The 14,579-nt window shown below is 43.5% G+C and carries 13 protein-coding genes; 8 read left to right on the top strand and 5 right to left on the bottom strand.

The annotated features are described in order from the left end of the window. Positions 1 to 291: 291 nt before the first annotated feature. The 3 genes from ACQKCP_RS12480 to ACQKCP_RS12490 all read right to left on the bottom strand — a co-directional run bounded on the left by ACQKCP_RS12480 (position 292) and on the right by ACQKCP_RS12490 (position 3,138). Complete coding sequence (locus ACQKCP_RS12480) at positions 292 to 1,098, bottom strand: HNH endonuclease (RefSeq protein ID WP_427612537.1); 807 nt, start codon at positions 1,096 to 1,098, stop codon at positions 292 to 294. Between the two features lie 73 nt (positions 1,099 to 1,171). Further along, positions 1,172 to 1,990 (bottom strand): DUF72 domain-containing protein, encoded by an 819-nt coding sequence (locus ACQKCP_RS12485; RefSeq protein WP_427612538.1) that lies wholly within the window; start codon positions 1,988 to 1,990, stop codon positions 1,172 to 1,174. A 71-nt stretch (positions 1,991 to 2,061) separates the two neighbouring features. Further along, positions 2,062 to 3,138 (bottom strand): polyprenyl synthetase family protein, encoded by a 1,077-nt coding sequence (locus ACQKCP_RS12490; protein WP_427612539.1) that lies wholly within the window; start codon positions 3,136 to 3,138, stop codon positions 2,062 to 2,064. Positions 3,139 to 4,018: 880 nt separating this feature from the next. Between ACQKCP_RS12490 and fadB the strand changes: the two genes are divergently transcribed. From fadB to ACQKCP_RS12510, 4 genes are all read left to right on the top strand, one after another. Then, positions 4,019 to 6,178 (top strand): fatty acid oxidation complex subunit alpha FadB, encoded by a 2,160-nt coding sequence (gene fadB, locus ACQKCP_RS12495; RefSeq protein WP_427612540.1) that lies wholly within the window; start codon positions 4,019 to 4,021, stop codon positions 6,176 to 6,178. Positions 6,179 to 6,408: 230 nt separating this feature from the next. After that, entirely contained in the window at positions 6,409 to 7,581 is a 1,173-nt protein-coding gene (gene fadA, locus ACQKCP_RS12500) for an acetyl-CoA C-acyltransferase FadA (protein WP_057761795.1), read from the top strand. A 283-nt stretch (positions 7,582 to 7,864) separates the two neighbouring features. Further along, on the top strand, positions 7,865 to 8,440 hold the full coding sequence (locus tag ACQKCP_RS12505) for an isochorismatase family protein (RefSeq protein ID WP_101205330.1): 576 nt from the start codon (positions 7,865 to 7,867) through the stop codon (positions 8,438 to 8,440). A 233-nt stretch (positions 8,441 to 8,673) separates the two neighbouring features. Next, positions 8,674 to 9,303: an HD domain-containing protein gene (locus ACQKCP_RS12510; protein WP_427612541.1), complete on the top strand. Its 630-nt coding sequence runs from the start codon at positions 8,674 to 8,676 to the stop codon at positions 9,301 to 9,303. Positions 9,304 to 9,397: 94 nt separating this feature from the next. On the opposite strand, the gene asd is transcribed toward ACQKCP_RS12510, so the two are convergent. Further along, a complete protein-coding gene (gene asd / locus ACQKCP_RS12515; RefSeq protein ID WP_101205332.1) occupies positions 9,398 to 10,234 on the bottom strand; it encodes an archaetidylserine decarboxylase in 837 nt (278 codons plus the stop codon). 274 nt (positions 10,235 to 10,508) lie between these two features. On the opposite strand from asd, the gene dtd reads away from it, so the two are divergent. The 3 genes from dtd (at position 10,509) to phoR (ending at position 12,928) form a co-directional block, all read left to right on the top strand. Further along, complete coding sequence (gene dtd / locus ACQKCP_RS12520; RefSeq protein WP_427612542.1) at positions 10,509 to 10,961, top strand: D-aminoacyl-tRNA deacylase; 453 nt, start codon at positions 10,509 to 10,511, stop codon at positions 10,959 to 10,961. 112 nt (positions 10,962 to 11,073) lie between these two features. Next, the gene (gene phoB, locus ACQKCP_RS12525) at positions 11,074 to 11,778 is read left to right on the top strand and encodes a phosphate regulon transcriptional regulator PhoB (RefSeq protein ID WP_057761786.1); all 705 of its coding nucleotides are present in this window, start codon (positions 11,074 to 11,076) and stop codon (positions 11,776 to 11,778) included. A 58-nt stretch (positions 11,779 to 11,836) separates the two neighbouring features. Then, a complete protein-coding gene (gene phoR, locus ACQKCP_RS12530) occupies positions 11,837 to 12,928 on the top strand; it encodes a phosphate regulon sensor histidine kinase PhoR (protein WP_191114286.1) in 1,092 nt (363 codons plus the stop codon). Positions 12,929 to 13,035: 107 nt separating this feature from the next. On the opposite strand, the gene ACQKCP_RS12535 is transcribed toward phoR, so the two are convergent. After that, positions 13,036 to 13,626: a M23 family metallopeptidase gene (locus ACQKCP_RS12535; RefSeq protein ID WP_427612543.1), complete on the bottom strand. Its 591-nt coding sequence runs from the start codon at positions 13,624 to 13,626 to the stop codon at positions 13,036 to 13,038. 197 nt (positions 13,627 to 13,823) lie between these two features. Here ACQKCP_RS12535 and ACQKCP_RS12540 point away from each other — a divergent pair, with 197 nt between their 5' ends. Beyond that, positions 13,824 to 14,546, top strand: a complete 723-nt coding sequence (locus tag ACQKCP_RS12540) for a putative quorum-sensing-regulated virulence factor (RefSeq protein ID WP_427612544.1) — start codon at positions 13,824 to 13,826, stop codon at positions 14,544 to 14,546. The last annotated feature ends 33 nt before the right edge of the window (positions 14,547 to 14,579 follow it).

The following is a 14,579-nucleotide window of genomic DNA, read 5'->3' on the forward strand; positions in this document are numbered from 1 at the left end:
GATACTTTCTCCAATATTATGAGTGGATATCAGTACGCTTATACGGCGTTTTGACTGATGTCTCTTGATTAGTAGGATATAAGTTACCAGTGTGTAAAACGAATAAATAGAGCGATTCTGTAGGCTTGTTTTTAGATAAGTTTATCTATTGTGTCTATGCGGATGTAAAGTGCATAAATAAGGATGCTCGTTGAAGGTAAGACTTGATGACTAAATGTTTTTCGGCAAATAGGTAATTATGCTTATACAGTATTTATCACTAATGCAGAGTCTCAATCACAGCTATAATACTTAAATAGAGTTATCAGCTATTAGATTTTTTATTTCAAGAATTGATAATGTCTTGTCTTTTTTTCTATGGACGACAGAATGGCAATTCGCGCATAGAGGAATTAAATCGGTTTCGGGATCTATGTCTTTAGGTGCTTCAAATTCCGATACAGGAACTATATGATGGACATGAATAAACCCTTCAGCATATTCTCCATAGAAACTTCCAAAGTTAAATCTGCAAGCAGCACAAGAGTTACCGTGGATGGCAATTGCTTGCTTTCTGTATTTAGGATTTCTTTCATATGTAGTTACATAACGTTTTGATTTTTTGCCTTCACTGAAAGATTCAAGTGAATCCTGAAATTTTCCTACAGTTTCATCTGAAATATAAGCCTTCTTTTGCTCTGAAACTTTGCTAGGAGTGACTCTAGAGATAATAAGATGGTAAGTTTCCTCAACGATAGCTCTTACTCCATCGCGCCAATAGTTAGATTTTCTCGAATCAGGAATTATCTCTAGATAATTTGAATCATCTTTTGCTAAAACTGCTTCTTCAAAGGGTATAAAGTCAGTAATGGTAGCAAAAAAGTCATTTTTATTACTTTTTTTGTCTGGGTAGGTCTTACCGATTTTAGCGATAGCGAAATAGTGAGGAGCATCAGATAGTCTATTTTTCGAGAAAGATTTATTTTTAAGACTTCCCTTGTAGTAAATAACATGAGTGCCTGGCTCTAGATATTTTAAATATCTTTTAGGAAAGTGGTAAAGGATACCAGTTTCATCAGCCCAAGCAGATTCATCATTTTCAGTTATTATTGCGTACACTCTATTTCCTTATATTTTAAATTCCGCATTATCATGGCTTCTATATAAGTAGCTTAATTTTTAATTATATCTATCACAAAACCTCAAACCCAAACGTACCTAATGCTTCACGTAGCATCGCAATATTATAATAAGCATGCGCATTGACGGTGTTTTGAAAGAAGATATAGAGCGTATCAAAATGCTGTCGCTGATTGGCAATCGCTTGCGCCCAGTCCTGCATCTCCGTTTCGCTATAGCGATAGTCATGGCGGTCAGCCGCACTCATCGCATCCCACCAGTTTAGATTATTGCCATGCATACGCAAATATCCAGTGCGCTCAGTGAATATCAATCGTGACGGTGGCAACCCGTTGACTTTGGGATAATCGACGCTACACCAAATGAGTCTTTGCTGCTGGAAACTATCGACCACTTGCGGGGTATGCCAGCCGTTATGACGAAACTCAATAGCGAGTGGATAGTCTTGAAACCAACTAACGAGATTGGCCAGATAGAGACGATGCTCGCGAGTACGATCAAAGCCATGCGGGAACTGGAGTAATAATGGCGCTAAAGCATTTGCTTCGATAAGTGGAGATAAGGCGTTTAGAAATGCCTGTGCATGTTCAGCAGTGCCTTTGCGTGCATGAGTAAAGTCTTGATGCAATTTGACGGCGAACTTCAACTCGCTTTCAGCTTGTACATAAGCTTTATCAACCATCCCAGCAAAGGCTTTCTGTCCGATAGGCGCATAAAACGTGCTGTTGATTTCGACTGCGCCATATTGCTTGGCATATTCACGTAAGAAGTCGGTTTTTTTGGTACCGGTGGGATACAGCGTACCGAGCAAATCGGTATCGCTATAGCCACCAGTGCCAAGATAAATGCGCGGGGTAGGGGAACTGTCCATGTTGACCACTCACTGCCGTTTTGGGTAATGAAATTTACTACGATATCTGCTTTCGGCTGCTATTTGACAAGCTACTTTTTACGCGACCAGAGCCATTCAATCAGTGCTAGTAGTGCATCATTATCTGTGCCAATGACATCTTCATTGTCGCTAAGCTCACGACTATCTAGTTCATGAGAAATGGCTGCACGTCCGTCATTAAATAGTGATTGCGCATAGCTGGTCGCGTCATCGACACCCATCAGTTTTACGTAGGTAGATTTGTCTAGTTTTTCATCGCTACCTGCAGGCTTACCAAGCGTATCAGTCGTCATCGTGACGTCTAGCACATCGTCTTGGACTTGAAAGGCTAGACCGATATATTGGGCGCACTCTTGTAGTGCCATGAGCTGTGGGGCCGTTGCACCAGCACAGACGCCGCCCATGAGCATTGCCGCTTCAATCAACGCACCTGTCTTATCACGGTGAATGGCTTCCAAATTATCCTGCGCAATACTGGTACTGGCTTCGGCATTGAGGTCTAGCATTTGACCTGACACCATGCGTCTGGCGCGCGGCGCAAATATTGCCATGAGCTGACTTGCGATATTTGCATCGAATGGCGCAAAGGTTGGCATCTCTGCAGTTAATACTTCAAACGCTAGTGTCTGCAATACATCTCCTGCCAGCAGAGCCGTCGCTTCATCAAAGGCAATATGAGCAGTCGTCTGACCACGGCGCAGCTCGTCGTCATCCATACAGGGCAAATCATCATGTACCAACGAATAGGTATGCAGTAGCTCTACCGCCAATGCAGCACGGCGCGACATATCGTAGTCTGAGTCGTTTTCTAGTAGCGTGTCCAGATCAGCATCGAGAGTATCGATATCATCATTAGGCTCGTCTGTACGTGCATTATTACTGCTATTAATACTGGCAAAAGCGCTGGCAACCATCAGTGGGCGTACCAGTTTGCCTTGTCCAGTCATCACATAGCGGCAGGCATCTACTAGCGGGCTAGGAAGCTTGGCATAATCAAACAAGACCTCGATATCTTGCGCCAATTGCTCGCGTACAGCACAATGAAACTGCTCAGTGCTTTGAAAAGAGACAACGTTAGAAGGGATAATGCCAGTAGAGGTAGTACTAGAAGTAAGGGAAACAGTCATAATCCAACCATTTATCAGGGATACAGTAAAACTTATTAGGGATAAGGTAAAAACGCTATTAGTGTAGCATGATAGGTCATATTGCTTATGTGACACACGGTATCAATTGATTGTTTTTTGCATTTTTCTACCGAAGTCCATTCGAAAGTAGAGCAATCTTAGCTGCAATATAACGACAAGATTTCGTTACCGATGGATGATGTCACTCTCTGGTTGAATATGTTCTGATAAAAGAGCAAGCTAGGCTGGCACGTTAATTTTATTACCGTAGAAAAATGGTACTGAATGTTTACACTGAATAGCTAGCACTGACCAAGTAGCATCGATCAATTGACACTTATTAAGTAGCGCTAAAGGACTGTCGTTCCAAAGACGGTATGCATGAAGTCAACAACACGAAATAAATCTAAAATAACAATTCAGTATACATTTATTCACTAAAACACTTTTACCGTAAGGTAAATGCCTGCAAGTGATTTAAGAGTGACTTGCGAGTATGGTATTAGCTTGTGACAGTTAGGGGCATAATCCCCTACACTAATTGACGTGAAAATGGTCTGATGGTGACCCTACTGGGTTTTTTCTCAGGATGTTCAATCGTCGATACCGAGTGTTAGACCAAGTCTCAGTCAATATTTTGAACATCAGTACTTGCAACAGCAGTATATAAATGAAGCGTCATATGATGTCATGCAAGAGACGCAAAATACGTGCATCATGATGAACGCTAGATAATAAAGACATCTTCACTTGTGAGCTAGTTATATGTTTGTCTTTATAACATGACAAGCGCACAGTGCTATTACCCATTTTACTAACAGTAACTGGCTATTTATTTTAATTCAAAACGTAGCTTTCGTTATATAGAAAGGAGTTTCAAATGGTATACCAAGGAAATCGCATCACGGTGACAATGCTAGAGGATGGCATCGCCAACATGCAGTACAACGCCGAAAATGAGAGCGTGAACAAATTTGATGCCGAAACCAACAAACAGTTTGGTGAAGCAGTTAGTGCGTTAGAAAAAGCCGACAACGTAAAAGGTCTTATCGTTACTTCAGCCAAAGGCGTGTTTATCGCTGGTGCTGATATCACAGAATTCGTCGGTTCTTTCAAAAAATCAGAAAGCGAGATCAAAGATTGGGTCGTTCATGTTAATGACGCTTTCAATCGTTTTGAAGACCTACCATTCCCTAAAGTTGCGGCTATCAATGGCGCGGCAATGGGCGGCGGTTGTGAAATGACTTTAGTTTGTGAATACCGTGTCATGAGTGACAAAGCCATCATCGGTCTACCAGAAACTCAGCTAGGTATCTTCCCAGGTTTTGGCGGTACAGTTCGTAGTACGCGTATCATCGGTATCGATAACGCACTTGAGCTGATCGCGACTGGTAGCCCAAAGAAAGCATTGGCAGCATTGAAGCTAGGCTTGGTTGACGCGACTGTACCTGCTGATGACTTGCAAGATGCCGCAATTGACCTAGTCAAAAAATGTATTTCAGGTGAGCTTGATTGGAAAGCAAAACGTGAAGAAAAACTGGCTCCAGTTAAGCTAAACCAGCTTGAGCAAGCGATGGCGTTTAACAGTGCCAAAGGTGCTATTTTCGCTAAAGCCAATCCTAAGCAATACCCAGCACCAGCAATCGCTATCGAAACGATTGAAAAGCACGTCAATTTATCACGTGACAAAGCAATCGAAGTAGAAGCTGCTGGTTTTGCAAAAGCCGCTAAAACCCCACAAGCAGAGAGCTTGGTTGGTCTATTCTTAAATGATCAGCTAGTCAAAAAACTGGCCAAAAAACACAGCAAGCAAGCACACGACATCAGTGAAGCCGCTGTACTAGGCGCTGGTATCATGGGTGGCGGTATTGCCTATCAAGCAGCCAGCAAAGGCTTGCCAATCATCATGAAAGATATCAAGTCTGAGCAATTAGACCTTGGTATGGGCGAAGCGAGCAAACTGCTTGGTAAAATGGTCGATCGCGGCAAAATGACCCCAGCAAAAATGGGTGAAACATTAAGCCGTATCCGTCCAACGCTTAACTATGGTGACTTTGCTGAGACTGATATCGTTATCGAAGCTGTTGTAGAAAATCCAAACGTGAAGCGTGCGGTACTAAAAGAAGTAGAAGGTCTAGTAAAAGACGACTGTATCCTAGCATCAAACACCTCGACTATCTCTATTACGTTCCTAGCAGAAGCGCTTGAGCGTCCAGAAAACTTCGTCGGTATGCATTTCTTTAACCCAGTACATCGTATGCCATTGGTAGAAGTTATCCGCGGTGAGAAGTCATCTGAAGAAGCCATCGCGACTACCGTTGCACTTGCTTCTAAAATGGGTAAAGTGCCAGTAGTAGTTAACGACTGCCCAGGTTTCCTCGTAAACCGTGTATTGTTCCCATACTTTGGCGCGTTTGACTTGCTACTGAAGCAAGGTGCTGACTTTGCTCATGTCGATAAAGTGATGGAAAAATTCGGCTGGCCGATGGGCCCTGCATACCTAATCGACGTGGTCGGTCTAGATACAGGTGTACATGGCGCAGCAGTGATGGCTGATGGTTTCCCTGATCGCATGAAGCCTGATTATAAAGGTGCGATTCAGCATCTATATGACAATGAGCGTCTAGGTCAAAAAAACGGTATCGGTTTCTATAAATACGAAATGGACAAGCGCGGTAAGCCAAAGAAAGTTGCTGATGAAGCCACTTACGAGTTGCTAAAAGCCACGACTGACAGCGAAAAGCAAACGTTTGACGATCAAGCAATCATTGATCGCACTATGATTGCTTTCTGCAACGAAACGGTTCGCTGCTTAGAAGACAACATCGTAAGCACACCAAGCGAGGCCGACATGGCGATGATTATGGGCGTAGGTTTCCCTCCATTCCGTGGTGGCCCTTGCCGTTATGTCGACCAAATGGGTCTAGATAACTACTTGGCACTATGTGAAAAATACGCACATCTTGGCAAAGCTTATGAAGCGCCACAAAAGATTCGCGACATGGCAGCCGCAGGCGAGACTTTTTACGCAACAGCGTAATAGTCAGTCATTACTAGGATGAAGTGCAGTACGTTTGCTATTTTGCATGAAAGCAATTGAGACATGAATCGTCTCCAATAGCGAACGTACGATTATAGTTGGTTCAGTTTAATGCTAGTACGAGTAAATCAAGCGCAAATGTACCTATTGTACTTTGAGCGGGGTTAACAAGGTAATAGTCGTAAATTGGGCTGACTACACTGACAATAAAAATTGAAAAGGAATATGGTATGACAACTTTAAGTCCAAAAGATGTGGTCATCGTAGATGGCGTACGCTCGGCAATGGGCAAAACCAAAAACGGTATGTTCCGTCATGTACGTGCTGACAGCATGTCAGCGGAACTAGTACGTGCGCTAGTAGAACGTAATGACTTTGATACCAATGATATCGAAGACATTATCTGGGGTTGCGTAAACCAGACGCTAGAGCAAGGCTTGAACATCGGTCGTAACATTGGTTTGCTAGCTGGTATCCCAAAGACTGCTGGTGGCCAAACAGTTAACCGTCTATGTGGTTCTTCTATGCAGGCACTACATACTGCTGCTGCACAAATCATGACCAACCAAGGTGATGTATTCATCATCGGTGGTGTCGAGCACATGGGTCACGTCGGCATGATGCACGGTGTTGATTTGAACCCTGCTGCTTCTAAGCACTATGCAAAAGCGTCAAACATGATGGGCTTGACTGCTGAAATGCTAGGTCGTATGAACAACATCACGCGCGAAGAGCAAGATGCGTTTGGTCTTGAATCACATCGCCGTGCATGGGCTGCAACTACTGAAGGTCGTTTCGACAATGAAATCATCGGTATCGAAGGTCATGATGCTGCTGGTCGTCTGCAACTATGTACGGTTGATGAAGTGATTCGTCCAGATGCAACGATGGAGCAAATGCAAAAGCTACGTCCAGCGTTTGATCCAAAAGGTGGTACAGTAACAGCAGCAACGTCATCTGCATTATCTGACGGTGCGTCAGCAATGCTAGTGATGAGCGCACAAAAAGCCAAAGATCTAGGTCTAAAGCCACGTGCCCGTATCCGTAGTATGGCTGTGGCTGGTTGTGATGCCGCTATCATGGGTTATGGTCCTGTACCTGCTACCCAAAAAGCATTGAAGCGTGCTGGCATGAGCATCGATGACATGCAAACCATCGAGCTAAACGAAGCATTTGCTGCTCAAGGTCTATCAGTATTGAAAGGCCTGAACCTATCTGACAAGCAAGACATCGTTAACATCAACGGTGGTGCCATTGCTCTAGGTCATCCACTAGGATGTTCGGGCGCTCGTATCACAGTGACATTGCTAAACGCAATGGAGCAGTCAGATACTGAAATCGGTCTAGCGACAATGTGTATTGGTCTTGGCCAAGGTATCGCTACTATTATTGAGCGTGTTTAATCTTATTTATATAAACAAGATTATTTGAACACTTAATAAGTAGCTACTCGCTAACGAAAAACCTCTAGTCATCATGGCTGGAGGTTTTTTTATGGTCAAATTAATAGTTAGCCAGTTAGTAAATCACAGAGTCGAAAGCACAGTATTACGGCGATTAAAAATTATCTCCATTGACGCATTCATGAAACTATGACTAAATAAGAGGAAGATGAACCATGGCACTGTTTATGATAATTCTAAAATAGTTTTTAGTTGCAACTGTCAGCCGTACAAGGAGTGTACTATGTCTACTATGATTAATGATCGCACCTATCGAATCGCTCGTGAGAATACCCAAGCAATGATTGTCGATGTGCAAGAGCGCTTAACGCCGCATATCTATGACCACGAAAATATCGTCAAAAAAACCGTTACCTTGATTAAAGGGCTGCAAGCGCTCAATATTCCAATCATGCTTAATGAACAATATAAAAAAGGATTGGGCGATACCTTACCAGAGCTGCGCGATGTACTCGAAGGAGACAATGCCAAGAGCTTTGAAAAGGTCACCTTTAGTGCCTGCGATAATAATGATTCATGGCACCATTTGGCGCAGCAAAACCGTAGTACCGTGTTGCTTTTCGGTGCTGAAGCTCATGTCTGTATTATGCAAACGGCACTGGATTTATTGGATAATGGTATGCAGCCTGTCATTATTGGGGATGCGGTGGGTTCTCGTTTTCCTTATGACAAAAAGCAAGCAATTCGCCGTATTCGCCGTGCAGGTGGGGTGATCAGTACTGTAGAATCAATCTTATTTGAGCTGTGCCGTAGCAGCGAAGATCCTGCGTTTAAAACCATTATTAATTTGATTAAGTAGGTGGTTAATATTTAGGTGCTTAAAGAATTGGATAAATGTCAATTTAACCATTTATCTTCTAATTTATAATAGATAGCGCTTGGTAAAATAAGCGCTATTTTTTTGATAACGATAATAGTCTTTTAACCATTGCTAGATAGCAAACTAACTATAATACCTTGAGCAATGAAACATAAAATCGCTAGAACTTATAAGCATTAAAACCAATTACTAGAGAAAGCCAGAGAAAATCAATGTCGCAAGCCAGCTCTATATCACTCACTAATTCCGAATCTACTTCACATATCGACATCGACGATGTCACTCATTTCTTATTGGAGTTAGATGCGCTCAAACGCGTGAATCGCCGCAGCTATGTGACACAGACTACTCGCAAAGAAAACTCTGCCGAACACTCTTGGCATTTAGCGATGGCCTGTTGGTCGATTGCTGAATTATTTGCGCTAGACGTCAATCATGAAAAATTGCTGAAGATGGCACTGGTTCATGATTTGGGTGAGATTGATGCAGGCGATACTTTTTTATATGCCGATACGCGTACTGATGCACACGTCGAAGAGCGTGCAGGCATTGCCAGATTACAACGTGAGCGAGGCAATGGCATTAGTGATTTGGGTGAGGTTTGGGAAGCGCAGGAAACAGGAAGTAGCAAAGAGAGTCAGCTGCTCAGAGTCGTTGATCGCTTATTGCCGTTTTTACTCAACCTAAATACCAATGGTAAAACGTGGATTGAGCTTGGTGTTACGCGCTCACAGGTGGCAGGTGCGCATGTATTTATCAAAGACAGCTTTCCTCCTATCCATGATTGGCTCTCACGTAATATCGCATACGCAACTCAGCAAGGTTGGTTAATTGACGCATAAATCTGCGTAAGTAGCAGGCATAAAAAAAGCCCAATTAAGCATTATGATTTACGCTTAACTGGGCTGATATTTTCAGTACTCTTATACAGGCGTGTTATTGAGCGTTTGCCATTCCTAGCAATTGACCCATTTGCACAACGCTGTTAGCTTGCATACTATCTAGCCAGTCAGCCTTTGCTGCTTTTGGTAATACCACGATAGCCGTTGAGCCTAGATAGAAGCGTCCGAGCTCTTCGCCTGCTGCAAACTGCATGTCATGATCGGACTCGAATATGTCGTCAGTACGAGCAATTTTGCCAGTGGCGACAGTTTCAATACCAGCGACGATCATAGCGCCAACCATCACAACAGCTGCTTTGCCGTACTTGGTATCAAACATACAGACCAGACGTTCATTACGCGCAAACAAGTCTGGCACGTTAGCCGCCGTAGTATTGTTGACCGAAAATAGGGTGCCAGGTACATAGCGAGTCTTGGTCAATGTGCCAGTAAAAGGCATATGCACACGGTGATAATTACTAGGCGCCAAGTAGATAGTCGCAAAACTACCATCAGCGAAATAACTGCCATCTTCACTATCAGCAAGTAGTTGGCCAACATCATAGTGACGACCTTTGGCTTGTAATAGTTTATGGTCTTCTATTTGTCCTAGCTGAGAGATAATACCGTCCGCAGGACTCACGATACCATTTGCAGTGGCGTCGATGGTACGAGCGTCTTCTTTTAACTCACGAGTGAAAAAGTCGTTAAAACTCTCATAAGCGTTAAGGCTTTGGCGTTCGTACTCGTCTAAGCTGATATTATAAGCTTTGGCAAAGCTACGGATAAAGGTGCGTTTGACATAAGGATGACGACTGGCGGCCAAACGTCCAGCGACTTTACTGAGCTTTTGCTGCGGCACAAGCTGTTGTAAGGTGGTAAATACATTCATAATAAGGCTACCAAAATAAGGTGTAATGTAATAAGGGCGTGTTGGAGATTCGACCATGGCACTGACAGTGGCTAAAATTGCGCCATACTACGTTGTAAATCTAGATAAGGCATGAGCATTATCGTCGTTTTACGCCTTGTCTGGAACAGTTTTAGCGATCCGCAGTACCTATTTGTGAATATCAAACACGCCCTAATAATAGTTAAGTTAATGACGGTATTTTATCATGGACAGCATATTATTGTATGGCCATAATCTGTTAAGGAATTAGTAAATGAAAGCACTCATACAACGGGTGAAGCAGGCTAGTGTGGTCGTCGATCAGCAATGTATTGGCGAGATTGGGCATGGGGTATTGGCATATATTGGCTTAGGGCACGAAGACGATTTTGCCGCTGCCCAGCGTATGATTGACAAAATACTGACCTATCGCATTTTTGAAAATGACGATGATCCTGCCAAATTTGGTAAACTGGATAAAAATGTCCAACAGGTTGCTGGTGGATTGCTTTTAGTTTCACAATTCACCTTAATGGCAAAAACAGACAAAGGTCGCCGACCAGACTTTGGTGGTGCGATGGCACCTGCTGCGGCGCAAGCATTATTTGAACAGTTGGTCGGTTATGCCAAAACTAAGCATCCAAATATGGCAACTGGTCAGTTTGGTGCTGATATGCAAGTGTCGAGCGTCAATGATGGGCCGCTCAATTTTTTACTAGAAATCTGATTTTAGAGTGTCATCAAGCTGTCATAATTAATCCGTTTAATAGGTAGAGACTGGTGAGTATATATTGCCTTTTTACATGCTAGATTTTGTCCTCTAACACCGAGAATGTCCTATGTATAATGAACAAATTTTGATTGTTGAAGATGAGCCTGCGATTCGTGAAATGGTTGTCATGACGCTAGAGATGGCTGGGTTTGATAGCTTGCAAGCGGCAGATGTGTCAGAGGCGCATCAGCAAGTGGTCGATCATAGACCGTCACTGATACTGTTAGACTGGATGTTGCCGGGTGACAAGAGCGGTGTGGATTTTTGTCGTATGCTCAAAAACGATGAGCTGCTCTCTGAAATACCAGTCATTATGCTAACAGCAAAAAGTGAAGAAGACAGTAAGGTGCATGGTCTTGATGCAGGTGCAGATGATTATATGACCAAGCCTTTTTCGACTCGTGAACTGATTTCTAGAATCAAAGCCGTACTACGCCGCAGTAGCGCGATGAGCAGCGACAAACCTATCGAAATTGGACAGTTAAGTTTAGATACCAAGAGTCAGCGCGTGACAGCTGCAGGTAAAATCGTTGATGTTGGGCCCACAGAGTACCGTCTATTGGCATTTTTTATGAGCCATCCTGAGCGCGCCTATACACGAACGCAGCTGCTTGATCAGGTATGGGGCGGCAATGTATATATCGAAGACCGAACCATCGATGTGCATATCAAACGTCTACGTAAATTACTGCGACCTTATGACTGTGATACATTGATACAGACGGTACGTGGAACAGGCTACCGATTTTCTAGCCTGATTGAGCCAAGTTAATCTTGTACAAATAATGCCGCAGCAATATTGAGGCAGCGGATAGTGGTAAGGATAAGAAATGGACAAGATAGCGCCAGCACAAAGTGAGCAATCAGCTCTACTAGAGCAAATATCTACTCAAAGTACAGCGGAGCAACTCAAAAAAATCGGCAGTGCACTACGAGCCCTGCGTGATGCAGTGATTTTGCTCAATAATACTGACGGTTTAGAGTGGTGGAATCAGGCAGCACAAGACTTATTGCTGCTACAGCCAGAGGACAAAGGTCAAAATATTTTTGACTTTATTACTGTACCTGAGTTCCGCCAGTACTATGAAGGTACAACGATACCCAACGATGGCGTCCATATAGAATCATGGCGAGATCCTAGTCGCTACTTGAAGTGCGAACTGACCCCTTTCGGTGATGAAAAATTGCTGTTTGTATATGACGTGACCCGCCTGCGGCACTTAGAGCAAATGCGTCAGGATTTTGTGGCGAATGTCTCGCATGAGCTTAGAACACCATTGACGGTAATGATGGGCTATCTAGAGAATTTCTCTGATCAGCCAGATATGCCGCCGCAATGGCGTCGCGGTTTTGAGCTGATGACGCAGCAAACTGCCCGTATGAACAGAATCGTGAACGACTTGCTGCTATTGTCTAAGATTGAAATCGAAGAGTCACATGAGCTGCATTACATAGATATGACTAAGCTACTAACCAATATCTACGACGATGCACAGGCCTACAACCAAGCATACAAACACATCATTCATTTGCATATAGATACGTATGATGGGCTATACGGGTCAGAGATGTACTTGAATAGTGCGCTATCTAATTTGGTAATCAATGCGATCAAATATACGCCAAAGGGTGGCAATATCACTATCAGTTGGACAAGGACGTCTGATGGCTGCCGTTTCGCTGTCGAAGATGATGGGATCGGTATTGCGTCAGAGCATATCGCCCGTTTGACAGAACGTTTCTATCGTATCGACAAAGGTCGTAGCCGTGCGACAGGTGGTACGGGATTGGGACTAGCGATTGTAAAGCACGTATTACACCAGCACGAAGCACAATTGCAAATCGATTCAGTAGAAGGGGAAGGGTCGACATTTAGTGTGGTATTCCCCTCAAACTACGTCAGATCCGTCACAGCCAATTAATATGATTGAGGGTCTGTATTAACGACAGTTTTTCGGCTTCCGTTTTTTAACTAATATCAGCTCAGTGCTATTTCAAATTAGGATAACGACATACTTTTCTATATTCGTTAATCCTTTTGCAAAAGCGGATAAGGGTTGACCGCACTGCCATCAATATAGATACCATAATGTACATGTGTCGGTGTCCCTTTTGCATTACCGCTATCACCCACATAACCTATCACGTCGCCCTGATTGACCCAGTCATTGGGAGAGATGTCAGCATAGTCCTCTAGATGAGCGTAGTAATGTCCTGCGCCACCAGGCCCTACCACTACGACTACGCGCCCACCCAATGTGTTTTCACCAACCTTGCTTACCACGCCTTGTGTGGTCGACTGCACGGGAGTATTACGCGGCGCAAAGATATCGATGCCTTCATGGGAGCGGCCTTGACTACGTGCCGCGCCCCAAGTGTCTGTCAGGTTTCGTTCTGGTAGTGGACTGGGCAAGCTGTTTTCTGTTGGTAGCTCTTGTTGCAATAGACTCAATTGCTGCCATTTGGCAACCACAAATGACTGCGTTTGTTGGCTAATACTAGGTAGTAGCTTATCGAAGACAAATAATAGTGCTAGCAATACGGTAGCCTTAATCAATAGGCTTAGTAAACGACTGAAAAAAGAAGGTCTGAGAGGCTGGTTGTTTCCATCTGCTAGCATTGATGTCTCATATATATTTGATGTCATTTGAGATTTTATTATAAAAGCTTCGTCTGATAACGTATGTATCGCATTGTTATCTATCGTTTTTACCCCCATAGATATTCTTATGGTTAAGGATATAGACAGCAAATATAGTTTTATCTACTTAACATTTCTGCTGAGCATAGACAGTTGCTACTGATGGTTAATACTTTATGAATGATGCTTTTAAGTCTGCTGATATTTCTGCCACGCGCGAAACAGCACTGGTTATCGATACCGAAACAGATCAGGGCAGTGATCCCAGACCTATCCAAGTTGCAACTATCAATGTAGCAACTGGTTTTGAGTGGATGAAATACTTTAATAGTGGTCGATCTATTTCACCTATTGTCATAAAGGTGCACGGTATTACCGATGATGACGTGGCTGGACTTGAGCGATTTGAGTTGGAGCAGTTTGAGTTACCAGAGTACTTGATTGGTCATAACGTACGTTTTGATTGGCGAGTGATTGGCAGTCCTTCTGCTAAGCTGATTTGTACGGTGAGACTTGCGCGGGCAGCTTTTCCAGAATGGCGCGCTTACGGGCAGTCTCAGTGTATCGAGCAGTTATTGGGCAAAGGTGAGGCGAGTGCAATGACAATTGCCGCTCATGACGCGCTTGGCGATGCTCGAATGTGCTATCTGCTGTATCAAGCATGCTGCGAGCGTCTAGAGATTGCGCCGACAGATTTTGCAGCGGCACATGCTATCTCTAATAAAGCGACTCCTGTGAGCAAAATGCCGTTTGGTAAGCATAAAGGCAAGCCGATTAAAGACGTGCCCATCAGCTATGTTAAATGGATGATAGGCAATATTCATAACATGCAGCCTTCGCTGTATTCGGCACTGACTAAACGCTTACAACTGGATGAAGCAGAAAACGCGAAAAAGTAATCTAAGTTATTACGTAGCTAATATATAAGAGGC

Origin of the sequence: Psychrobacter sp. NPDC078631, from assembly GCF_050268165.1 — a bacterium.
Lineage (GTDB): Bacteria > Pseudomonadota > Gammaproteobacteria > Pseudomonadales > Moraxellaceae > Psychrobacter.